The organism is Solidesulfovibrio sp. (assembly GCF_029978005.1).
Classification (GTDB): Bacteria; Desulfobacterota; Desulfovibrionia; order Desulfovibrionales; family Desulfovibrionaceae; genus Solidesulfovibrio.
The window spans coordinates 86,732-107,613 of record NZ_JARKOZ010000095.1; the positions used below are offsets into that span (position 1 = coordinate 86,732).

Consider the following 20,882-nt stretch of genomic DNA (forward strand, 5'->3'; position numbering starts at 1 on the left):
CCCTTCAAGCCGTGTGCCCGGGCTTCGGACGCAGGGAGCCGGGACGCACGACACGAACACCGGGGGTGCGCCGTCCCCGGGGAGTAGCCGCCGCCATGCATGCCCTCTCACGCCTCCTGCCGCGCGCCCTGGCCGCCGCCCTGGCCCTGTGCCTCGCGGCGTCCGCCGGCCTGGCCGCCGGCGGTCCCTCGGAACTGGCCGGCATCCGGCTCGGCCAGAACGTGGACGAGCTGTCCGGCAAGCTTGCCTCGACCACCGTCGACCGCTCGCCCCAGCGTCCCTCCCTCGGCGTCGTGCCCGTGGCCCCGCTGCCGGGTTTTCGCAGCGGCTACGTCGACGTGGGGCTTTGCGCCAAGCCCGGCCGGGTGGTACGCGTCAAGCTCAACTACGCCGACGAGTCCCTGGCCTTTTTCAACAAGATCATGGAAGCCCTCAAAAAGCGCTACGGCGAGCCCAAGGAATGGCGCGGCAACGCCTTCGGCACCCTGCGCACCTGGAAATGGGGCCTGCGCTCGCCAAGCGGCGAGCCGGTGAGCCTGATCCTCATGCACTACGAAGGCGACGACGGGGCCTTCACGGACGGCAACTCCATCCGCATCGCCGCCACCTCCATGGTGCGCGAGGAGGAACTGTGCCGGGCCGCGGAAAAGAAGATTTCGGCCGCCGACGAGAAGAACGCCCGGGGGGCCATGAACGCCGAGGCCTTGGGCCTGGACTGGTTTTTGCCCCGCTGACGGGCGGGCCCGGAGACGACGTGACTGTTTCGCTGCTCGAATCGCGTTTTCTTGAGCGCCGCGCCGCCCTGTCCGGGCTGGTGGGCCGCCTTGGCGAACTCACGGCCCGCTGCGGCCGGGCGGACCTGGAAAAGGTCGCCGACGAGCTCGCCGCCCACATCCTGGAGCCGTTTCTCTTCGTCGTGGTCGGCGAGGTCAAGACCGGCAAGAGCAGCCTGATTAACGCCCTGCTCGGCGCGACCGTCACGGACGTCGCCCCTGACCCCTGCACGGACCGCATCCGCATCATCCGCCGGGGCGAGGTCCCCGGCGAGACGCCCGACGGACCGCTCGTCGTGCGCGTCGCCCTGGACAATCCCATCCTCGACGGTCTGGCCATCGTGGACACGCCGGGCGTGGACAGCATCATCGACCGGCACCAGGAGATCACCGAGGAGTTCATTCCCCGGGCCGACCTGGTTCTCTTCGTCTTTTCCGCCCTCAATCCCTATTCCCGCTCTGCCTGGGAGTTCTTCGACCTGGCCGCCGACACCTGGCGGCGCGGCGTGGCCTTCGCCCTGACCCAGGCCGACCTGGCCAGCGACGAGCAGATCGCGGTCAATTCCTCACGCCTGCGCGAACTGGCCGCGGGCCGGGGCCTGGCCGATCCCCGCATCTTTCTCGTTTCCGCCACGAAAAGCCTGACCGATCCCGAGGCCGGCGGCATCGAGGCCATCCGCCGCCACATCCGCGAGCTGACCGCCTCGGGCGGCCATTTCGCGGCCAAGCTCGAGGCCGTGCGCCGCTCGGCCGAGCGGGTGCTGGCCGAGCTTTCCCATACCCTGGAGGCCAGATCCCGGGAACTCGAGGCCGACGTGGCCGAAGGCGAACGCATCGCCAAACGGCTCGAAGCCGCCCGGCAGGCCGCCGGACGCGAGGCCGAGGTGCTGCGCGCCCGGGTGGAGGCGGCCTATTCCCGGCTGGCCGGCGAGTTCGAGGCGGCCTTCGCCCGCGAACTGAGCTTCGGCGGCATGCTCGGCCGCTCCCTGGCCGGCATGCTGCGGCGCAAGGACACGGCCGGGCCGGCCGCGCGCCTGCGGGAACTCGGCGAGGTCTTCGCCCGCGACCTGGAGCGCGAGGTGGAGGGGATCGCCCGCCAGGGGGCCGGACATGTGTTCGAGAGCGTGAGCGGTTCGGTGCGCATGCTCCTGGACGAGCTGCGCCGGCGTCGCGACGGCGAGGCCATCCCGGCCGACGCCCTGGGCGAGCAGCGGGAACGGGTGCTGGCCGAGGCGGTGGAGCGGGTGGAAGCCCTGCTCGCCGACGGCGGGCCCCTGTCCGGCATCGACCCGGGCAGCGTCACGGGCATGGACCCCAAGGCCACCCTGGGCGGAGCGCTGGTGGTGCTGGGGACCATCTTCGCCGTGGCAGTCAAGGGCACGGTCCTCGACGTGACCGGCGGCGTGGTGGCGGCCCTTGGCGCGCTGCTCGCCGGCAGCGCTCTTTACTGGCAGCGCCCGCGCGTGCTGCGGGAGATGCGCCGCCGCCTGGCCGCCGGGGGCGAGCGGCTGCGCCTGGAACTCGACGAACGCCTCTCGGCCCGGCTGGACCGGGTCTTTCGGGAGCTGGAGTCGCGCTTTAAGCCCTTCTTCGACGACATCGCCGCCCGCCGGGGCTCCCTCGACGACATCGCCGCCCGCCGGGACGCCCTGGCCGAGGCCCTGGTCGGCTTCGACCCGAGCTGACGTCCGGCCCGTCTCCCCCCTTGCCGTCCGGCCAGGCCAGGGCCGTGGCCACGTCGCGCCCCGCATGGAAACGGAGGCGTCGAGGCGGAAGTCCTTGCCGCGCTTGAGTCCCGAAAGCGTCGTCGGCGTCCCGGGCGGCGGCAGGGCGGCGATGGCCTCCCGGGCCCGGCGCGCCGTCGAGCCTGATACCCGCCGACACCGCCCTCCGGGGATCGCTACGAGCCTCGTCGAGGATCAGGAGGCCCGTACAAAACACACCGTGTTCATTTTTATATTTTTATAGGGTTTGGCTTTACATTCTCCAGACTGTGCGTATATTGTTATTCTGACCTTAAACGAGCATACTTTTTTTGGATCTTGGGCGTCTCCCGGTGAATAGTTCCAAGCAATGCGAAAAAACATGCCCAAAACGGGAGCGAAAACCCTTGTCCAAGAAACTTTATGTCGGGAACCTGTCGTTTAATTCCACCGAGGAAGACATCCGTACCCAGTTCTCCACTTTCGGAGAAGTCATCAGCGTAAACCTCATTACCGATAGGGAAACCGGCCGACTTCGCGGTTTCGGCTTCGTCGAGATGGACGACGAAGGCGCCCGGGCGGCCATCCAAGGTATGGACGGCAAAGATTTCGGTGGCCGCAATCTGAAAGTCAACGAGGCCGAAGACAAACCCCGTTCCGGCGGCGGTGGCCGCGGAGATCGCCGCTGGTAGGCCGAAAGCCCCAGCGCGCATCCCGAAAAGAAAGGGTCAGGACTGGTTCCTGGCCCTTTGTTTTTTATGATCAACCGACGACAATGGGGAAGCCTTGATCGGCAGGAATCCGATGAACCGCGCTTGCGGCAGCCAAAGCCTTCTTGCCCAGGGATCGGGGGACGTCCCGTTCGGACCGCCTCGCCGGCTTTCCCGTTGTCGTTGCGCTGGCGATTCGGAACGTCGCCTCGCTCGGGCCGGCATATCCGCAAAAGAAATCGACCGAGCTCAAAGGAGCATCATGAAAATTGAAGCCACGAAACGGGCGAGCATCGCGGACAAGATGGCCGAGGCGAAAGAGCTGTGCCTGACCCGCCTTCGAGCCGTGCCCCGTGAAAAACGGGACGTCGTCGCCGAGGCGATCCTCGCCCTGGCCGAGCCCGAGTGGTGGGACCGGAGACAAAAAGGTTCAGATGTTTTTCTGCTCATCCTTGAGTCGCGGAAGGCGGAAACAATACGGATCATTCAAGACGCCTCCAAGTAAGCCCACTGGTTGCCCCCGTCGCACTCGACCACGACCAGGGCCGCGACGTTGTCGGAGTCGCGGCCCATATCCGGCGAACCGACGCGGGCGGGGCCAAGCGCAAGCACGGCCAGCAGGCAGGCCCTCGCGAAGGGGCGAGGGGCATGGCGGATCCGCTAACCTGTTTATTGATAAAATAGATTTGCGATTAACGAAGCGCAAGGCGATGGGTCACTCCAGGGAGAGCAGGCCGAGGGTGACGAGCTTTTCCAGAAGTTCCGAGCGGTTTGGCGGCTTAATGAGGTAGGCGGCCACTTGGCCGTCGAACAGGGCGGTCATGGTGTTGGTCTCGTCGTCCATGGACGTGACCATGACGGCGCGCATCCGTTGTTCAGGCGGCACGCCGGCGCGGTCCTCGACCTCGCGCAGCCGGACGAGGGTCTCGTGGCCGTCCATGTGGGGCATGATGATGTCCAGGAAGACGACGTCGAAGGGAGTCCCGGCCTCGATGGCTCGGGTCGCGTTTTCCACGGCCTCCAGGCCGCTCTCGCAAAGGACGGTTTCGGCCAGGCCGGAAAGATGGGCCGACAGCACGTGCCGGCTGGCCGGGTCGTCGTCCACGACTAGCACCCGCATGGGCTCCCCCTTTTTCTGGAAAAATCCATACCGTAGACGGCTGTCTTTCTCAAGGAAAAAACAGGAGGGACGAGCGGTCACGTTGTGCCTGGTCACGTTTCATGCGGAATTCGGGACGTTGTGCGGCCGGGAGTTTGCGCGTAGGCCCATGCATAAGGCCAAAGAGCCTCAAAGGAGTCTCTCATGGAACACATGCAGGGAAAAGGCAATGGAACGGCACGTAACGTCATGTATATCAGGGGCGTTCCCTTCATCTGTCCGCCCACGGCCGGAAAACCGGCCCAGGATGCGTCTCCGGCCGCGCCGGCCGCGACTCCGGCCGCGGCGAAGATGCAGCCTGCGCCGGTCCCGGCCCCGGTCGGCAAAGGGAGCCCCCGCGGTTCGCTTCGTATCAACGTCGGCTTTTGCGACGACAACCTTTTGCCGGGCCTGGCCAATCCGTCCTCCGGTCGTTGCTCCTGGACCGGCGTCGCTTCCAAGGCCCAGACGGAGCTCATGAAAAGCCGCCGCTACGTGCGGGTGTTCGCGGACCGCATCGTGCCCATGCGGGTGCTGCGCGACCTCGTCGCCGCCGCCTGCCGCCCTGTTCCGGGCGAATCGTCCGGTCGGGCGCGTTTCGTCATGCTGGAGTCCGCCGCCGCCATGGACAACGCGGCCGACCTGGCCGCCGGCTGGCTGCGCCGGGAGGGCATCCTGGCCGACGGCCTGGGGCCCGACGCCAAGGCGCGCGAAGTGATCTTCGGCGGTGCGCCGCACATGGCCGTGGCCTTCGGTCCCGCCGACGACGCGGCGGCGGCCGCCGCTTGTTCCCTGGCCGTGGCCCGCATGGAATGGATCGCCGCCGGGCTCGGGCTTGGCGTGTGCTTCGCCGGCGAGATGGTCCGCGCCGCCGCTGGCTGCGAGGAACTGGCCGCCGCCATGGCCATTCCCTCCTCGGCCACGGTGTACGCCGCGCTCTTCCTGGGCTACCCCGGCTCGCGCGAGGCCCATGTCGGCGCCGCTCCCGGAACCCGCATCATCTGGTTGTAGTTTGAAACATCGCATCGGACTGCTGGCGCGGACCGCCGCGCCGACCCGTACGCGCGCATAACGGGTCCCCTCACGTCAAAGGGACCGTCGGCCGGCCCCGTCCCCCTGCCTCCGGGTCCGGCCGCCGCTGCCCCGAATTTTTCCCTCGCCACGGTTTCCTCCCGGTGCCCACGCCACCCGGGCGTGCCTTCTTGCAAAGCGTCCCGGCCGCGCTAGTGTCGGTCCGTGGCCTTTTTGCGCCCTTACGACCGCAACGCCCCCAAGGAGGTTCGGGATGGAACTGATCGAAGTGGATGCCGCCAAATGCAGGAAGGACGGCCTGTGCGTCGTGGAGTGCCCGAGCGGCGCTTTGGAACTCGGCGCCGAGGGCGGCCCGGTGGCCGCCGACCCGGCCGTGTGCAACGCCTGCGGGCACTGCGTGGCCGTGTGCCCCCACGGCGCGCTGGCCAACAGCCGGGTCAGCGCCGTGGACCCGAGCGTGGGCGTGCTCGAGAACATCCGGTCCTGGCCCGAGCCCGACGTCGTGGACGGGATGCTGCGCGGCCGGCGGTCCATTCGGGCCTACAAGGACAAGCCCGTCTCCTGGGAGCTCATGGACACGCTGCTCGACGTCGCCCGCTACGCTCCCACGGCCTCCAACGTCCAGGAGATCCGCTGGATCGTCACCATCGATCCGGCCAAGGTGCGGGAACTGGCCGAACTCACCGCAGCCTATTTCGCGGCCAAGGGCACCCGGCCCAAGTATTCCGCCTTGTGGAAGCTCGGCCGCGACTGCTTCCTGCGCGGCGCGCCGGCCCTGGCCGTGACCTGGACCGACGCCGACGCGCCCTTCGGCGCGGCCGACTGCGGCATCGCGCTCACCTTCATGGAACTGGCCGCCGTGTCGCGCGGCCTCGGGACCTGCTGGGCCGGGCTGCTCACCTTCGCCGCCAACGACGACCCGGCCCTGCGTGCCGCCCTGGGTCTGGCCGAGGGCCAGAGGGTCCACGGCGGGCTCATGCTCGGCTACCCCAAGGCCCGTTTCGCCGGGGTGCCGCCGCGCAATCCCGTGCAGGCGCGCTGGTTGTAGGAAGTCCCTGCCTCAGGCGGGTTCGGCCTTGACGATGACCAGGGTGATGTCGTCGTCGCGGGGGGCCCCGGCCTGGAAATCGGCCACGTCCTGGTGGGCGACGGCCAGGATGTCCGCGGCCGGGGCCTTGGCATGGGCGCGCAGCACCTCCCGGAAGCGGTCCTTGCCGTACATCTCGCCGGCGGGGTTGCGCGCCTCCCAGATGCCGTCCGTGCCGAGGGCCAGCACCTGCCCCGGGGCAAGTCCCGGGCGGGTCTGACCTTCGTAGGCATAGTCGGGCAAGACGCCCAGCGGCAGACCCGACCCCATGAGCTCCTCGAAGGCGTCCGTGGCCGGATCGTAGACGAGCGCCGGGTCGTGTCCGGCCCGGGCCCATTCCAGATGGCCGAGCGGGGCGAGCCCCCCGTCCGCCAGGCGCAGGTGGAACAGGGTGAGGAACCTGCCGGAATCCATGGTATCCTGGCACAGCAGCCCGTTGGCCAGGGTGAGCAGGGCCGCCGGGTCCGACCTGGCCGCCCGGCCGGCCCGCAACAGCGCCCGGCCCGTGGCCATGAACAGCGCCGCCGCGATGCCGTGTCCGGTGGCGTCGCCCACGATCACGTCCAGGCCGCCCCGGCCGTCCCCGGTCATTTTCAGGAAATCGAAGTAGTCGCCGCCGGTCTCGTCGCAAAAACGGGTGGAGCCGGCCACGGACAGCCCCGGCAGAAGGGGCGGACTGCTCGGCAGGAGGTTTTGCTGCACCTCCATGGCCAGCAGCATGTCCTGCTTGAGCCGCAGCCGCTCGGCCAGCTTGGGGGCCATGGCGTTGAAGGAGTCGGCCAGTTCGGCCAGCTCGTCGCGGCCGGACACCGGGGCGCGGGAGTCCAGGTCGCCCTGGGCCAGCTTGCCGGCGGCCCGGCACAGGGCCGTGACCGGCCGGGTGACGGCCCGGGCCCCGAAGCTCGCCAGCACGGCCGCGCCGGCCACGGCGAGGAGGCTCACGCCCACGACCACGGCCAGCATGCCGTGCGTGCGATCCAGGATCGAGGCCTCGGCCGAGTCGGCCTGGCGCAGCACCGCCTCGCGCGGCACGAGCACGAGCAAGCCGGCCAGGGTGTCCGGAAAGGGCTTGAACACGGCGAAGTACGACTGGCCGTCCATTTCCAGCCCGAGTTGCTCGGCCTGCTTGGAGACGATGGCCCGGGCCAGCCGCGCCGCGTCGCCGGGGTCCGAGGAAGCGAGCTGCTCGGGCACGGGGACCGTGTTCCAGCTTTTGGCCGCGTCCATGAAGTTCTGGGTGCCGACGACCTCGATCCCCTGGCCGTTGCGGGCCTCGGCGGCGCGCACGATGAGCGCCTTGACCCCCTGGCCCCAGCGCCGGGACAGGTCGCTTTCCGGCAGCATGGTCTCGATGGGCGCGTCGATGGCGGCCACGGCCAGGAGCCGTCCGTCCCGGTCGAGAACCGGCATGGAGGCCGTGGCCGTGAGCTTGCCCGTGGAGGCGTCCACCAGGATGGTCCAGGCCGCCTCCCGGTGCGTCAGGGCCTCCTTGTACCAGGGCCGGTCGCGCGGATCGTAGCCTTCCGGCATGCGGCCGTGTCCGGGGTAGGAGGCCATGAGCCCGTCGGGCAGGGCGACGTAGGCCCAGAGCATGTTTTCGGCGAGCTTGCGCCGCAGCGTGCGCATGGTGGGCGCAAGGCCCGACAACTGGGCGGCGGTTTCCGTCGGGAAGGGCGCGGCGACGCCTTGCGGGCGGCTCATGGACAGGGTGTCGGCCGTGGCCGGCACAGGGTAGTCCGGCAGGGGGCCCAGGCCGGGGGGCAGGCCGCCGGCGGCGTCGAACTCCTCGACGGTGCGCGCCGCCGCGCCGGGCAGGGGACGGGCGGTCAGGGCCGTGCGCGTGGCCTGGGCCAGGAAGGCCAGGGACAGTTCCATCATCCGCCGGTTGTCGTTGAGATCCTCGCCGATGAGGTCGACCATGAGCGCCAGTTCCTGCTCGGCGGCGTGGCGGTAGGCGTCGGCGGCCCGGGCGGCCAGCTCCCGGCCGAGCAGCCGCCCCTCGTACACGGCGTAGAAGCTCACGGCCAGAAGCGGCGGCACGGCCAGGGTCAGCAGGACGAGCAGGAGCTTGGTGCGGATGCGCATGGATTCCTCGGGAGCGGCCGTCGGCGCGGCGCGAGGCCGGAGATGCCGTCACGACTTCTATGTCGGCCCTCGCCGTTTGGCAAGAAGGCGCGGGAACCGCTTGACAGCCCGGGGCGTCGAAGGTAACGACTCCCGTTCGCCTTGCTCTTTCCGATGGGCCGCGCCCGGGAGAAAGGGCCACAGACCACAAGGAGGAATCATGCGGAAGTACGAAGCGCTGCTGTTGCTCTCTCCCGAGCTCGCGGCCGACAACCGGCAGGAGATCCTCGAGAACCTCAAGGGCGTTCTCGAGCGCGAAAAGGCCGCCATGCTGGCCGTGGACGAGTGGGGGATGCGCGAGCTGGCCTACCCCGTCCAGAAGAAGACCCGCGGTCATTACACCCGTTTCGAATTCGCCGCCCCGGCCCCGGCCATCGCCGAATTCGAGCGTATCGTGCGCATCACCGACGGCATCATGAAGTTCGTCACCGTCAAGCTCGCCGACAAGTACGTGCCCGAGGGAGCCTAAGCCATGGCGTTCAAGAAGAAATTCACCCCGAAAAAGAAGTTCTGCCGCTTTTGCGCCAACAAGAACCTGCCCATCGACTACAAGCGCCCGGACATCCTCAAGGATTTCGTCACGGAGCGGGGCAAGATCATCGCCCGGCGCATCACCGGCACCTGCGCCAAGTGTCAGCGTCGCCTGACCCTGCAGATCAAACGCGCCCGGCAGATGGCCCTTCTGTACTACACGGCCACCCATAGCGCCGAGCACCTCAAGAAAATGTAAGGTAGGGACGCCATGGAACTGATTTTGCGCGCGGACGTGGAAAACCTGGGCCGCCTTGGCGACAAGGTCGCCGTCAAGCCCGGTTACGGCCGCAATTATCTGATACCCCAGGGCCTGGCCATGCTGGCCACCGACGCCAACCTGCGCCGCTTCGAAAACGAGCGCAAGAAACTGCAGGCCAAGCGCGACGCCTTGGCCTCCGCCGCCCAGAGCCTGGCCGACAAGCTGGCCGCCGCGGAGATCGTCATCGAGGTGCGCGTGGGCGAGGGCGACAAGCTCTACGGATCGGTCACCTCCGGCATCATCGCCGACAAGCTGGCCGAGGCCGGCGTCGAGATCGACCGCAAGAAGATCGTCCTCGACGAGCCCATCCGGGCGCTCGGCCAGTACGCCGTCCAGGTGAAGCTCCTGCCCGAGCTGCGCGGGGTGGTCAACGTGACCGTCGTGCGCCAGGGCGGGAACGAGGAAGAAGAAACCCTCGCCGCGCCGGCAGCCTCCGCCCCCGAAGCTGTCGAAGCCGCCGAAGCCAGTGGACAGTCCGAGGAAGAAACCGCGTAATTCCAAGACTTCCGGCCTTGTCGGAAGCGGCGAGCCGCTGACCGGGCAGGCCCTGGAGCGGGTCTCCTCCGACGTCCTGAAAAAAGTCCCCCCCCAGAACCTCGAAGCCGAACAGGCGGTTCTGGGGGGGGTTTTGCTCAAGAACTCCATCCTGTTCAATCTCGTCGACCTGGTCGGCGAGGACGATTTCTACTCCCCGGCCCACCGCCTCATCTACCAGGCCATCCTGGACCTCTCGCGCCAGAACGCCCCCATCGACCTCGTGTCCCTGGCCGAGGCCCTGCGCGCCTCCGGCCGCCTGGACGAGGTCGGCGGACCGGCCTACCTGGCCGATCTGACCGCTTCGACCATCTCCGCCGCCAACGCCCTGCACCACGCCGGCATCGTCCGGGAAAAGGCCGTGCAGCGAAAGCTCATCGGCGCGGCCGTGGACATCATCAGCCGCTGCTACGAGGGCGGCCAGGAAACCGAAAAGCTCCTGGACGAGTCCGAGCAGGCCATCTTCGCCATCGCCGACTCGCGCACCACCAAGGGCCTGCACTCCTCCAAGGACCTCGTCACCCGCGTCTTCGAGCAGATCGAAAAGCGCATGGAGAACAAGGAGCTGGTCACCGGCGTGCCCACCGGCTACTACCAGTTCGACGAGTACACGGCGGGGCTGCAGCCCTCGGACCTCATCATCATCGCCGGCCGGCCCTCCATGGGCAAGACCGCCTTCGCCATGAACGTGGCCATGCGCGGCGCGGCCATGCACGGCGTGCCCACGGCCGTCTTTTCGCTGGAAATGTCCATGGAGCAGATCATGCAGCGGATGCTCTGCTGCTGGGGCAAGGTGGACCTGGCCAAGCTGCGCCGGGGACGCCTGGACGACGACGACTGGGCCAAGCTCTACGACGCCGCCAACCATCTTTCGGCCGCGCCCATCTTCGTGGACGACACCCCGGCCATCACCACCATGGACCTGCGCGCCCGCTGCCGCCGCCTCAAGGCCGAGCATGGCCTGGGGCTCATCGTGGTGGATTATCTCCAGCTCATGCGCGCCTCGCGCCACATCGATTCGCGCGAGCAGGAGATCTCCGACATTTCCCGCAGCCTCAAGGCCCTGGCCAAGGAACTGCACGTGCCCGTCATCGCGCTCTCCCAGCTCAACCGCAAGGTCGAGGAGCGCGCCGACAAGCGACCCATGATGTCCGACCTGCGCGAGTCCGGAGCCATCGAGCAGGACGCCGACGTCATCATCTTCCTCTACCGCGGCGCGGCCTACAAAAAGAAGGAAGAGCTCACGCCCGAGGACAACGTGGCCGAAATCATCATAGGCAAGCAGCGAAACGGGCCCACGGGCATGGTGCGCCTGACCTTTTTCAAGGAATCCACCGCTTTCGAGAACCTCTCCGACATCCCGCCCCCGTCCGAACTGGGATTCGGCTAAGGCGGGGCGAGGGAGGAGGGAAGATGCCTCCGGCGGCCAGGAGGGGGTGACCCCCTCCTGGACCTCCCCACCTGCGGGCGTCCGCCCGGCATGGACGAGAGGCCGGGGCGGCGTGTATCACGTTGAAAGTTTTTGGGGGGAGGAGGGGGGTTCCTCCCCACATCTTCCCTGCCTTTCCTTCAATCAATAAAGGAGCGGCCGTGTATTACGATGCAGCGGAAGGGCTTTCGAGGCCGGAAATCGAGCGGTTGCAGCTTGAGCGCCTGAAAAAGACGCTCAAGCAGGCGGCCGGGTCGCCGTTTTACGCGAAGCGCTTCAAGGAGTGCGGCGTCGATCCCGAGGGCCTGGCCAGCCTCGACGACGTGAAGCGCCTGCCCTTTACCACCAAGCAGGACCTGCGCGACAGCTACCCGGACAAGCTCTTGGCCATGCCCCAAAGCGAGATGGTGCGCATGCACGTCTCCTCGGGCACCACCGGCACGCCCACGGTCATCTACCACACCAAAAACGACCTGGACTGGTGGGCCTCGCTCATGGCCCGCTGCATGCACATGGTCGGCCTGCGAAAAACCGACGTCTTCCAGAACATGTCCGGCTACGGCCTTTTCACCGGAGGCCTCGGCATCCACTGCGGCGCGGAGAAGCTCGGCTGCCTGACCATTCCGGCCGGCGCGGGCAACAGCCACCGCCAGATCAAGCTCCTCATGGACTTCAAGGTCACGGGCATCCACATCATTCCGTCCTACGCCCTGTACCTGTCCACGGTCTTCGCCGAGATGGGCGTCGATCCGCGCTCGCTCCCCCTTCGCATCGCCCTGGTCGGGGCCGAGCCCTACACCGAGGAGACGCGCCGCCGCCTGGAGGCCCTTTACGACATGAAGTGCTACAACTCCTACGGCCTGTCCGAAATGAACGGGCCGGGCGTGGCCTTCGAGTGCCAGGAACAGCATGGCATGCACGTCTGGGAGGACGCCTACCTGGCCGAGATCGTGGATCCGGCCAGCGGCGAACCCGTGCCCGACGGCGAACTGGGGGAGCTGGTCATGACGAGCCTCGGGCGCGAGGGCATGCCCATCATCCGCTACCGCACCCGCGACATGACGCGCTTTCTGCCCGGGGCCTGCCCCTGCGGCCGGGAGCATCGCCGCATCGACCGGCTGCACGGGCGCTGCGACGACATGATGATCGTCAAGGGGTGCAACATCTTTCCCATGCAGATCGAGCGCATCCTCATGGCCATGCCCGAGGTGGGCCAGAACTACCTGATCGTGCTCGAGCGGGACGGGTTCATCGACGGCATCCGGGTCAAGGTGGAGATCCGCGACGAGTATTTCGTGGAGGACATGCGGCAGTTGGGCGCCCTGCAAAAGCGCATCGTGTCGCGGCTTCGCGACGAGATACTGGTCACGCCCAAGGTGGAGCTGGTGGAGCGCAACTCCCTGCCCAAGTCCGAGGGCAAGGCCACGCGCGTCATCGACAACCGGGAGAAGGGTGCGTGACCATCGCCTTCGTCGTTCTTTTCCTGCTGCTCCTTCTCGGCTGCCTGACGCTGCACGTCCTCGGCCTGCCGGCCAACTGGCTGCTCCTTGGACTGGTGGCCTTGTGGGACTATTTCCATCCCGCGCCGCATCTGGGCTTCGCCTTTTACGCCATGCTCGTGTGCGTGGGTCTGGCCGGCGAGGCGGTGGAGCTTTTCGCCCAGGTCTTCGGGGCCAAGAAATACGGGGCCACGGGCAAGGGCAACCTGGGCGGATTCCTGGGGGCCTTTGCCGGGGCGCTTCTCGGCGCGCCCTTTCTGCTCGGTCTGGGAGCCCTGTTCGGGGCCGTTGCCGGCGCGTTTGTCGGCTGTTATGTCTTCGAGCGCGCCCACGGGCGCGCCGGGGCCGAGGCCCGCCGGGCGGCCATGGGGGCCATGTACGGCAAGGTGTTCGGTATGACGGCCAAGGTGGCCTGCGGCGTCGTCATGTGGGTGGCCACGGCCAGGGCCTTGTGGCCGGCCTAAGAGAAAAGGAAGCGGCATGATCACGGTCAGCGATTTCCCGGCCTACCGGGGCAAGATGGAGTATGTCTGCCTGGGCTGCCAGGCCCGGTTCGATATCCGGGAGCTCTACTACACCTGCCCGCACTGCGGGGGCGTGTTCATCCTCGAGGACACGACCTTCGACAGCCTGCTCGAATACCCGGCCAGCTATTGGCAGTCGCTGTTCGACAAGCGGGCCGCGACGCGCGTGACGGCCCTTCGCGGCGTGCTGCGCTACTACGAGCTCATGGCCCCGGTCATGGACGAGGGCGACATCGTCTACCTGGGCGAGGGCCACACCCCGCTCGTGGCCGCCAACGAGGCCCTGACCGAGGCCGTGGGCGTGCCCTTCTTCTACAAAAACGACGGCCAGAACCCCAGCGCCTCCTTCAAGGACCGGGGCATGGCCTGCGCCTTCAGCTATCTGAAGCACCTCGTGCGGGTCAACGCCTGGGATTCGGTGCTGACCGTGTGCGCCTCCACGGGCGACACCTCGGCCTCGGCCGCGCTCTACGCCGCCTACGTCGGCGGGCCCATCAAGTCCGTGGTCATCCTGCCCAAGGGCAAGGTCACGCCCCAGCAGCTGGCCCAGCCGCTCGGCAGCGGGGCCACGGTCATCGAGGTGCCGGGCGTCTTCGACGACTGCATGAAGGTGGTGGAGCACCTGGCCGACAACTACCGGGTGGCGCTGCTCAATTCGAAAAACGCCTGGCGCATCCTGGGCCAGGAATCCTACGCCTTCGAGGTGGCCCAGTGGTTCGGCTGGGACACCTACCGCAAGTGCGTGTTCGTGCCCATCGGCAACGCCGGCAACGTGACGGCCATCATGAGCGGCTTCCTGAAGCTCAAGAAGCTCGGCGTCATCCGCTCCCTGCCGCGCATCTTCGGCGTCCAGTCCCACCACGCCGACCCGGTCTGGCGCTACTACGACGAAGCCGATCCGGCCAAGCGGCATTACGAGCCCGTGTCCGTGACGCCCTCCGTGGCCCAGGCGGCCATGATCGGCAACCCGGTGTCCTTTCCGCGCGTGGCCCATTTCGTGGAGCAATACGAAAAGATCGGCGGCCCTGGCAGCTTCCAGGTGATCCAGGTGACCGAGCAGGCCATCATCGAGGGCATGCTCACGGCCAACCGCCACGGCCACATCAGCTGCACCCAGGGCGGCGAATGCCTGGCCGGTCTCATCAAGGCCCGGGAACTCGGCCTGGTCGAGCCCTCGGAAGTATCGATCCTCGACGCCACGGCCCATCACCTGAAGTTCATCGGCTTCCAGGAAATGTATTACGACGGGAGCTTCCCGGCGGCCTACGGCATCACGCCCGACGCCAGGTTCGTCAATCGGCCGCGCGGCATCCTCACCGACGCGGACAAGGCGGCCCTATCCCCCGGGGACTACACGGCCAAGGCCGCGGCGGCCATCGTCGAGGCCTTGGGGCTTTCGCGCAAATAGCGGGCTTTTACGACCAAACAAGCGCCGGCGCGGGAAGGCCCTTCCCGCGCCGGCGTCGTTTTTGGGCCGTGCCGGCGCTTTCGGAAAAACAAGTCCCGCCGGGGACCCCTCGGCTGGTGTTGTTGCCTCGGGGCGACCGGCGGGGCTGGGGGAAAAGAATCGGCGAGGGTCTCCTCCCTGAAGGAGGGCAGGGTGTCGGGCGGAGGCCTCGCCGATGAACGGGCGCGGGAGGGGTCAGGTCCCACGATCCCTGGATTGACGTTGGTGTCGGTTCCTCGTGGTTTGCGTCGGCAAAATTTTCGCCGTCCGTCACGGCCGCGGCGTCAGGCCGCTTCCTTCGCGCAGGAGCCGAGCTCCTGGCGCACGACGTCCATGGGCACGACCATGGGCTCGCGGAAGGAAAATCCCTGGCTCTCGCCCCAGGTGGCGCTGTCGGCCGGGCGGCCGTCGTAGAACACGTCCTCAAGGACCAGATAGTCGGCCTCGCCGAGGATGCGGTCCCAGCGCTGCACCAGAAACCGGAAGCGCTCGGCGTCGCAGGCGGTCACGTCGCGCCAGGTCCAGCTCCGGGAGCAGACCTCGTCGTCGTAGCCGAGCAGGCAGACGTTGTCCTCGGGGCGTGTGAGCAGCTCGCGCTGGGTGAGTTCGACGGCGGCCGTGGCCACATGGCCGGGGTCGAGGTCCATGGCCCCGCTGTCGCAGGCGGCCACGATGGCGGAATCCCGGGTCAGGCGCATGCCGCAGGTGTTGTTGCCGTTGGCCCGCCACCATTCCAGGGAGTTGGTCTTGTAGAGGTTCTCGCCGAGCCGGCAGACGCGGGCGGCGTTCTCGTCGTCCACCGGATGCAGGGCCAGATCGCAGCACAGGCCGGTGATGGTAAGAGTCAGGTCCATATCGTTTCTCCTTGGAGGGCGGGGCGTGATTATTTGAGAAAAAAAGCACTTTTCATGCCGTTTTTTAAAATCTATTATTTCAATATGTTGTTGTTTTTGATTTCTTCTTAATGTATGGTAAGGACGATTTTTGCGTCCGCCGGGGCGATTCCCGCTTCCCTGAAGGGGGAGGCCGGCGGCGGACGACGTTGTTTTTGGAGTTTGCATGAAGCGACCCCTTGATGTGTTTCCCGGGGACGACGCCAGCGCCTTTGCCTTGGAGAACGTGGCCGACGCCGTGTTCGCCGTGGATCGCGACTTCATCGTGCGCTACTGCAACCTGGCCGCCGGCGAGATCGCCCGCATGGACCCGGCCGAGGCCGTGGGCCGCACCTGCCGGGAGGTGTTCGGGGTCTCCAACTGCCGCACGGTCTGCGTGCTGCGCCAGTCCATGGAGGAGGCCAGGCCCATCGCCAACCGCATCGTGACGCTTAAGCGCAACGGCTGCCCGGACGTGCCGGTGTGCGTGAGCGTCGCGCCCATCTGGGCCACGGGCGGCACGGTCATCGGCGGTGTGCAGGTGTTCCGCGACCTGTCCGGCGGAGGATTCGTCAGCCGTCTGGCCGGGTTGCAGCCGCTCGACGACTTCGGCACCCGCGATCCGCATCTGTCCGAGATCGTGCGCATGCTGCCGCAGATCGCCCAGAGCGACTCCACGGTGCTGCTGCTCGGCGAATCCGGCACGGGCAAGGAGGTCTTCGCCCGGGCCATCCACAAGCTCTCCCAGCGCAGCGCCGGCCCCTTTGTGGCCGTCAACTGCGGGGCGCTGCCCGAGCAGCTCATGGAGTCCGAGCTTTTCGGCTACAAATCCGGGGCCTTCACCGACGCGCGCAAGGACAAGCCGGGGCGGTTCGCCCTGGCCGATTCCGGGACGCTGCTCCTCGACGAGATCGGCGATTTGCCTTACGCCATGCAGGCCAAGATCCTGCGCGCCCTCCAGGAGCGTTCCTACGAGCCGCTGGGCGGCGTGGAGACCGTGCCGGCCGACGTGCGCGTCATCGCCGCCACCAACCGCGACCTCGGCCGCATGGTGTCCGACGGCCAGTTCCGTCAGGACCTCTACTACCGGCTGTCCGTGGTGGTGGTGCGCATTCCGCCGCTGCGCGAGCGCCGCGGCGACGTGCCGCTGCTCGTCGAGCGCGTGCTCGGGCGCTGCCGCATGGCCGTGTCGAAGAACATCGAATCCGTGAGCCCCGAGGCCATGGAGCGGCTCATGGCCTACGGCTACCCGGGCAATATCCGGGAACTCGAAAACATCATCGAATACGCGGCGATCCTCTGCCAGAGCCGGGTCATCGAACCCTGTCACCTGCCGGAGCATCTGCGCGGCGACGACTGCGACTGCGGCCCGAAGCTCGGCCGGACCATGGCCGAGGTCCGGTATCAGGCCGCCCAGGAGGCGGTGGACCGCCACGGCGGCAACCGCAACGCCGCCTGTCGCGAACTGGGCATTTCCAAGGACACCCTGCGCCGCATCCTGGGACGGTGCGACAAGGACGCATAATGCGTCTGCAAAATCTTCTATTGGACGTACATTGCGTCTGACCCGCTCCTTCCCTTTCCACCCCGAGGGGGCCGGGGGGAATCATTCCCCCCGGCGGGGCCCGGGGCGGCGCCCCGGTCTTCCTCCGCACAAGGACGCATCATGGCCAAGGACAAACAACGGGCGGACCAGCTCGTTTTCGAACAGGGGCTGGCGGACACGCGGGAGCGGGCCAAGCGGCTGATCATGGCCGGGCTGGTGCGCGTGGTCGCGGACGGCCGGGAGGCGGCCGTGGACAAGCCCGGGCGGATGTTTCCGACGGGCACGGCCTTTTCCCTGGAGGCGGGGGAGCGCTACGTCAGTCGGGGCGGGGGCAAGCTCGAAACGGCCCTGGAGGCTTTTTCCCTGGACGTTTCGGGCCTGGTCGCTCTGGACGCCGGCGCGTCCACGGGCGGGTTCACGGACTGCCTGCTCCAGCACGGCGCGGCCCGGGTCTACGCCGTGGACGTGGGCACGGCGCAGCTGCACGAGAAGCTCAAGGCCGACGCGCGCGTGGTCTCCATGGAAAACGTCAACCTGCGCCACGCGCCGCCGGATTTGCTGCCCGAGCCCGTGGACGTGGTGGTGGCCGACCTGTCGTTTATTTCGCTGACCAAGGTGCTGCCGGCGCTCTTGCCTTTCCTGAAGCCCGGTGGGCTTGTCGTGGCGCTGGTCAAGCCCCAGTTCGAACTCACGCCCGAGAAGGTGGGCAAGGGCGGCGTGGTGCGCGAGGAGGCCTTCCGCCAGGAAGCCGTGGACAAGGTGACGGCCTTCGCCCGCCAGGAACTGGGGCTCTCGCCCATCGGCGTCGTGCCGTCCAAGGTCAAGGGCCCCAAGGGCAACCAGGAATATCTGGCGGCGTTCGTCCGCTCGTCCTAGCCCGCCGCGCCCCGCAGGCGGGCGATTTCCTCGGACGGCGGCGCGCCGAAGAGCCGCTTGTACTCCCGCGAGAACTGGGAAGCGCTGGCGTAGCCCACGCGCTGGGCGGCCTCGGCCGCCGTGGCCCCAGGCTCGGCCAGCAGGGCGCGCGCCTTGTGCAGCCGCACGGCCTTCACGTATTGCAGCGGCGTCGTGGCCGTGACCGCCCGAAAGGCGTGATGGAAGGTCGAAAGCCCCATGTGGGCCTCGCGGGCAAGCGACTCGACGTCCAGTTCGTCCTTGAAATCCGCATGGATGCGCCGCAGCGCCCGGGAGACCGCGCGCAGCCGGCCGTTTTGCGCGGCCAGGGCCCGCAGCGTCGGCCCCTGGCCGCCGCGCAGCACCCGAAAGACGATCTCGCGCACGATGCCCGGCCCCAGGATGCGTGCCTCGTCCGGCGCGCCCAGGCACTCGGCCAGCCGCGCCGCCGCGTCGGCGATGTGCGCCGTCATGGGCATGGCCCGCATGCCCACGGCGTCGGCAGGCTCGGATGGCGCGCCGAACGCGTCTCCGGGCGCGTCATCCATCTCCAGCAACAGTTCCCCGAGCACGGCCGGATCCACCCGCACCGAGAGCCCGTAAAGCGGCGCGTCGGCCGTGGCGAAGGTCTCGCAGGAAAAGGCCAGGGGCACCGCCACCACCCAGTAGTGGCCCGGGTCCAGGCTGTGGACCGCGCCGCCGACCAAGGCTCGCTTGCGCCCCGTGGCCAGGATGACCACGGACGGCTCGTAGAGCGCCGGGGCCAGCGGATAGTGGCTCACGGCCCTGGCGTAGCGCACGCCGGGCAGGGGCGAGTCGGAAAACCCGTCGCGCCTGGCCTGGACGGCGAGAAGCCCGGCCAGGCGCTCCCGGGATGTTTCGGTCGATGGCGTCATTCGTGGCGCTCCCTGGGGGCAAGTTGCCGCAAAACGGCGTTTCTTGCAGCTGAAAATGCGAAATTTCGCAGGATCAGGCAAGCCGGCGACAGAAACCCGCCTTGGTGCCGGCGCGTCGGCGGGGTAGGACGAGGGCGTGGCGGACGGGACGTCCGCCCGATACACGCCAACAAGGAGACGCGATCATGAGCATGGGCGTCAAGGAAGCCATCGCCGCGCGCCACAGCGTGCGCGCCTTTGCCAAGGAACCGCTGACCAAGGACGAGATCCACGAACTGCTGGAGGCGGCCAGAAGCGCGCCGTCGAGCCTCAATTCCCAGCCCTGGCGCTTCAAGGTGGTGACGGCCCCGGCGGACATCGCCTGGTTCGGCACCAGCGAAGCTTCGCGCAGGCAGGGCTGGCTGGCCGGCGCGGCCGCCATCTTCATCTGCTGCGCCGATCTGGCCCATTACGTGAAGGATTCGCAGTCCGCGGCGTTTTTCTACCGCGACGGCAAAATCATCACGGGCGAGCCCATGGACGGCATCGACGCCTATGTGGCGCGCGAGGCCGAGGCGGCGGAGCAGGCCAAGTTCGGCGCTTGCGCCATGAACACGGCCATTGCCGAGGCGTTCCTCATGCTGCGCGCCGTGGAGATGGGCCTTGGCACGTGCTGGGTGGGCATGTTCGACGAGGCGAACATCAAGGCGCGTTTCGCCATCCCCGAAGGCATGCGCATTGTGAACATCCTGGCCGTGGGCCATCCCGACGAGCCGGAGGTGTATCCGCGCAAGCGCAAGGCGATGGAAGAGATCGTGCTCAAATAACGGCGACAGGCCGGCGGCGGGTACCGCCGCCGGCCCCGCTTCGCCAAAGCTAACCTTTGCCTTGCCGCTTCCTGAAAGCGAATTCATGAAATGACCCCGTAATCCCGTCCCCCCTTTGCGCGAGCGGCCAAATACCGTACACTGCCGCGACGTTGCCCCATCCGGGGCCGATCACGGCCGCAGCAGCAAGGAGCGTCGCCCATGTCAGACCGCATCGCCGTCGCCGGCCTGTCCGTCGAAAAAATGCTCTACGATGTCATCGCCGGGGAAATCCTCCCCGCAACCGGCATCGCGCCCGAAGCCTTCTTCGCCTCCCTGGCCGACATCGTCGCCACGCTCGGGCCGAAAAACCGCGAACTGCTCGCCAAACGCGACGCCATGCAGGCCGCCATCGACGTCTGGCACAAGGAACGCGGCGGACAACCCCATGATCCCGAAGCCTACAAATGCTTCCTGGCCGGCATCGGCTACCTGCTCCCCGAAGGCCCGGATTTCGCCATAGAAACCGCCGATGTGGACCCGGAAATCGCCTCCATCCCCGGTCCCCAGCTCGTGGTGCCCATCACCAACGCGCGCTATGCCATAAACGCCGCCAACGCCCGCTACGGCAGCCTCTACGACGCGCTCTACGGCACGGACGTCATCCCCGAAACCGGAGACGCCGCCAAAGGGCCGGGTTACAACCCGGCGCGCGGCGCGGCCGTGGTCGCCTACGCCGCAAGCTTCCTGGACATGGCCGTGCCCCTGGCCTTCGGCCGCCACGCCGACGTGACCGCGTATGCCGTCGCGGACGGCACGCTCACCGTTTCCTTTGCAAACGGCCAGACCACGGGTCTGGCCCGCCCCGAGCGCTTTGCCGGGCACGTGGGCGATTCCGCGGCGCCGACGCAGGTGCTCCTTCGCAACAACGGCCTGCACATCGAACTCGTTTTCGACCGCAACCATCCCGTGGGCAAAGCCAGTCCCTCGGGCCTCAAGGACGTGCTGCTCGAAGCCGCCGTGACCACCATCCTCGACTGCGAGGATTCCGTGGCCGTGGTGGACGGCCCGGACAAGGCGCTGGCCTACCATAACC

20 protein-coding genes and 1 pseudogene are annotated in these 20,882 nt (G+C 67.8%); 17 read left to right on the plus strand and 4 right to left on the minus strand.

The features are described from left to right. Window positions 1-95: 95 nt before the first annotated feature. The 4 genes from Q1K70_RS11450 (at window position 96) to Q1K70_RS11465 (ending at window position 3,691) form a co-directional block, all read left to right on the plus strand. The gene (locus Q1K70_RS11450) at window positions 96-734 is read left to right on the plus strand and encodes a hypothetical protein (protein WP_300159408.1); all 639 of its coding nucleotides are present in this window, start codon (window positions 96-98) and stop codon (window positions 732-734) included. Window positions 735-754: 20 nt separating this feature from the next. Further along, entirely contained in the window at window positions 755-2,458 is a 1,704-nt protein-coding gene (locus Q1K70_RS11455; protein ID WP_300159410.1) for a dynamin family protein, read from the plus strand. 425 nt (window positions 2,459-2,883) lie between these two features. Continuing rightward, window positions 2,884-3,168 carry an RNA-binding protein gene (locus Q1K70_RS11460; protein WP_300159413.1) on the plus strand — a complete coding sequence of 95 codons (285 nt, stop codon included), beginning with the start codon at window positions 2,884-2,886 and terminating at the stop codon, window positions 3,166-3,168. Window positions 3,169-3,448: 280 nt separating this feature from the next. Then, complete coding sequence (locus tag Q1K70_RS11465) at window positions 3,449-3,691, plus strand: hypothetical protein (RefSeq protein WP_300159416.1); 243 nt, start codon at window positions 3,449-3,451, stop codon at window positions 3,689-3,691. A gap of 210 nt (window positions 3,692-3,901) precedes the next feature. Here the strand turns inward: Q1K70_RS11465 and Q1K70_RS11470 are convergent, their stop codons facing one another. Next, window positions 3,902-4,306: a response regulator gene (locus Q1K70_RS11470; protein ID WP_300159419.1), complete on the minus strand. Its 405-nt coding sequence runs from the start codon at window positions 4,304-4,306 to the stop codon at window positions 3,902-3,904. A gap of 495 nt (window positions 4,307-4,801) precedes the next feature. Here Q1K70_RS11470 and Q1K70_RS11475 point away from each other — a divergent pair, with 495 nt between their 5' ends. Both Q1K70_RS11475 and Q1K70_RS11480 read left to right on the plus strand, forming a co-directional pair. After that, window positions 4,802-5,335 carry a nitroreductase family protein gene (locus tag Q1K70_RS11475; protein ID WP_300159422.1) on the plus strand — a complete coding sequence of 178 codons (534 nt, stop codon included), beginning with the start codon at window positions 4,802-4,804 and terminating at the stop codon, window positions 5,333-5,335. 274 nt (window positions 5,336-5,609) lie between these two features. Beyond that, a complete protein-coding gene (locus Q1K70_RS11480) occupies window positions 5,610-6,404 on the plus strand; it encodes a nitroreductase family protein (protein WP_300159425.1) in 795 nt (264 codons plus the stop codon). A gap of 12 nt (window positions 6,405-6,416) precedes the next feature. On the opposite strand, the gene Q1K70_RS11485 is transcribed toward Q1K70_RS11480, so the two are convergent. Continuing rightward, window positions 6,417-8,528 carry a SpoIIE family protein phosphatase gene (locus tag Q1K70_RS11485; protein WP_300159428.1) on the minus strand — a complete coding sequence of 704 codons (2,112 nt, stop codon included), beginning with the start codon at window positions 8,526-8,528 and terminating at the stop codon, window positions 6,417-6,419. 199 nt (window positions 8,529-8,727) lie between these two features. Between Q1K70_RS11485 and rpsF the strand changes: the two genes are divergently transcribed. From rpsF to thrC, 7 genes are all read left to right on the plus strand, one after another. Beyond that, entirely contained in the window at window positions 8,728-9,036 is a 309-nt protein-coding gene (gene rpsF / locus Q1K70_RS11490) for a 30S ribosomal protein S6 (RefSeq protein WP_300159431.1), read from the plus strand. A gap of 3 nt (window positions 9,037-9,039) precedes the next feature. Next, the gene (gene rpsR / locus Q1K70_RS11495) at window positions 9,040-9,297 is read left to right on the plus strand and encodes a 30S ribosomal protein S18 (protein WP_029459286.1); all 258 of its coding nucleotides are present in this window, start codon (window positions 9,040-9,042) and stop codon (window positions 9,295-9,297) included. Between the two features lie 12 nt (window positions 9,298-9,309). Beyond that, window positions 9,310-9,855, plus strand: coding sequence for a 50S ribosomal protein L9 (gene rplI, locus Q1K70_RS11500; RefSeq protein ID WP_300159435.1), 546 nt, complete (start codon window positions 9,310-9,312; stop codon window positions 9,853-9,855). Next, window positions 9,827-11,284, plus strand: coding sequence for a replicative DNA helicase (gene dnaB / locus Q1K70_RS11505; RefSeq protein ID WP_300159438.1), 1,458 nt, complete (start codon window positions 9,827-9,829; stop codon window positions 11,282-11,284). The genes rplI and dnaB overlap by 29 nt, the downstream gene beginning before the upstream one ends. Window positions 11,285-11,484: 200 nt before the next feature. Further along, window positions 11,485-12,783: a phenylacetate--CoA ligase gene (locus tag Q1K70_RS11510; protein WP_300159441.1), complete on the plus strand. Its 1,299-nt coding sequence runs from the start codon at window positions 11,485-11,487 to the stop codon at window positions 12,781-12,783. After that, a complete protein-coding gene (locus Q1K70_RS11515) occupies window positions 12,780-13,286 on the plus strand; it encodes a DUF456 domain-containing protein (protein WP_300159480.1) in 507 nt (168 codons plus the stop codon). The genes Q1K70_RS11510 and Q1K70_RS11515 overlap by 4 nt, the downstream gene beginning before the upstream one ends. Before the next feature lie 16 nt (window positions 13,287-13,302). Beyond that, window positions 13,303-14,754 carry a threonine synthase gene (gene thrC, locus Q1K70_RS11520; RefSeq protein WP_300159483.1) on the plus strand — a complete coding sequence of 484 codons (1,452 nt, stop codon included), beginning with the start codon at window positions 13,303-13,305 and terminating at the stop codon, window positions 14,752-14,754. Window positions 14,755-15,077: 323 nt separating this feature from the next. Here thrC and Q1K70_RS11525 read toward each other — a convergent pair whose 3' ends face one another. Continuing rightward, a complete protein-coding gene (locus Q1K70_RS11525; RefSeq protein WP_300159485.1) occupies window positions 15,078-15,647 on the minus strand; it encodes a hypothetical protein in 570 nt (189 codons plus the stop codon). A gap of 205 nt (window positions 15,648-15,852) precedes the next feature. Here Q1K70_RS11525 and Q1K70_RS11530 point away from each other — a divergent pair, with 205 nt between their 5' ends. Both Q1K70_RS11530 and Q1K70_RS11535 read left to right on the plus strand, forming a co-directional pair. Next, window positions 15,853-17,190 (plus strand): sigma 54-interacting transcriptional regulator, encoded by a 1,338-nt coding sequence (locus tag Q1K70_RS11530; RefSeq protein WP_300159487.1) that lies wholly within the window; start codon window positions 15,853-15,855, stop codon window positions 17,188-17,190. Window positions 17,191-17,331: 141 nt separating this feature from the next. Continuing rightward, the gene (locus Q1K70_RS11535) at window positions 17,332-18,087 is read left to right on the plus strand and encodes a TlyA family RNA methyltransferase (RefSeq protein ID WP_300159490.1); all 756 of its coding nucleotides are present in this window, start codon (window positions 17,332-17,334) and stop codon (window positions 18,085-18,087) included. Here Q1K70_RS11535 and Q1K70_RS11540 read toward each other — a convergent pair. Next, the gene (locus tag Q1K70_RS11540) at window positions 18,084-19,001 is read right to left on the minus strand and encodes an AraC family transcriptional regulator (protein ID WP_300159493.1); all 918 of its coding nucleotides are present in this window, start codon (window positions 18,999-19,001) and stop codon (window positions 18,084-18,086) included. The genes Q1K70_RS11535 and Q1K70_RS11540 overlap by 4 nt on opposite strands. Before the next feature lie 185 nt (window positions 19,002-19,186). On the opposite strand from Q1K70_RS11540, the gene Q1K70_RS11545 reads away from it, so the two are divergent. After that, window positions 19,187-19,807, plus strand: a complete 621-nt coding sequence (locus tag Q1K70_RS11545) for a nitroreductase family protein (protein ID WP_300159496.1) — start codon at window positions 19,187-19,189, stop codon at window positions 19,805-19,807. Window positions 19,808-20,008: 201 nt separating this feature from the next. Next, window positions 20,009-20,882: pseudogene (locus Q1K70_RS11550) on the plus strand (malate synthase G); the annotation flags it as partial.

Excerpts from the sequence above, each read along its gene's own strand:
- Q1K70_RS11450 (WP_300159408.1), top strand. The coding sequence starts at position 96 with ATGCATGCCCTCTCACGCCTCCTGCCGCGCGCCCTGGCCGCCGCCCTG.
- Q1K70_RS11465 (WP_300159416.1), top strand. The coding sequence starts at position 3,449 with ATGAAAATTGAAGCCACGAAACGGGCGAGCATCGCGGACAAGATGGCC.
- Q1K70_RS11470 (WP_300159419.1), bottom strand. The coding sequence starts at position 4,306 with ATGCGGGTGCTAGTCGTGGACGACGACCCGGCCAGCCGGCACGTGCTG.
- Q1K70_RS11475 (WP_300159422.1), top strand. The coding sequence starts at position 4,802 with ATGAAAAGCCGCCGCTACGTGCGGGTGTTCGCGGACCGCATCGTGCCC.
- Q1K70_RS11480 (WP_300159425.1), top strand. The coding sequence starts at position 5,610 with ATGGAACTGATCGAAGTGGATGCCGCCAAATGCAGGAAGGACGGCCTG.
- Q1K70_RS11485 (WP_300159428.1), bottom strand. The coding sequence starts at position 8,528 with ATGCGCATCCGCACCAAGCTCCTGCTCGTCCTGCTGACCCTGGCCGTG.
- rpsF (WP_300159431.1), top strand. The coding sequence starts at position 8,728 with ATGCGGAAGTACGAAGCGCTGCTGTTGCTCTCTCCCGAGCTCGCGGCC.
- rpsR (WP_029459286.1), top strand. The coding sequence starts at position 9,040 with ATGGCGTTCAAGAAGAAATTCACCCCGAAAAAGAAGTTCTGCCGCTTT.
- rplI (WP_300159435.1), top strand. The coding sequence starts at position 9,310 with ATGGAACTGATTTTGCGCGCGGACGTGGAAAACCTGGGCCGCCTTGGC.
- thrC (WP_300159483.1), top strand. The coding sequence starts at position 13,303 with ATGATCACGGTCAGCGATTTCCCGGCCTACCGGGGCAAGATGGAGTAT.
- Q1K70_RS11525 (WP_300159485.1), bottom strand. The coding sequence starts at position 15,647 with ATGGACCTGACTCTTACCATCACCGGCCTGTGCTGCGATCTGGCCCTG.
- Q1K70_RS11530 (WP_300159487.1), top strand. The coding sequence starts at position 15,853 with ATGAAGCGACCCCTTGATGTGTTTCCCGGGGACGACGCCAGCGCCTTT.
- Q1K70_RS11535 (WP_300159490.1), top strand. The coding sequence starts at position 17,332 with ATGGCCAAGGACAAACAACGGGCGGACCAGCTCGTTTTCGAACAGGGG.
- Q1K70_RS11540 (WP_300159493.1), bottom strand. The coding sequence starts at position 19,001 with ATGACGCCATCGACCGAAACATCCCGGGAGCGCCTGGCCGGGCTTCTC.
- Q1K70_RS11545 (WP_300159496.1), top strand. The coding sequence starts at position 19,187 with ATGAGCATGGGCGTCAAGGAAGCCATCGCCGCGCGCCACAGCGTGCGC.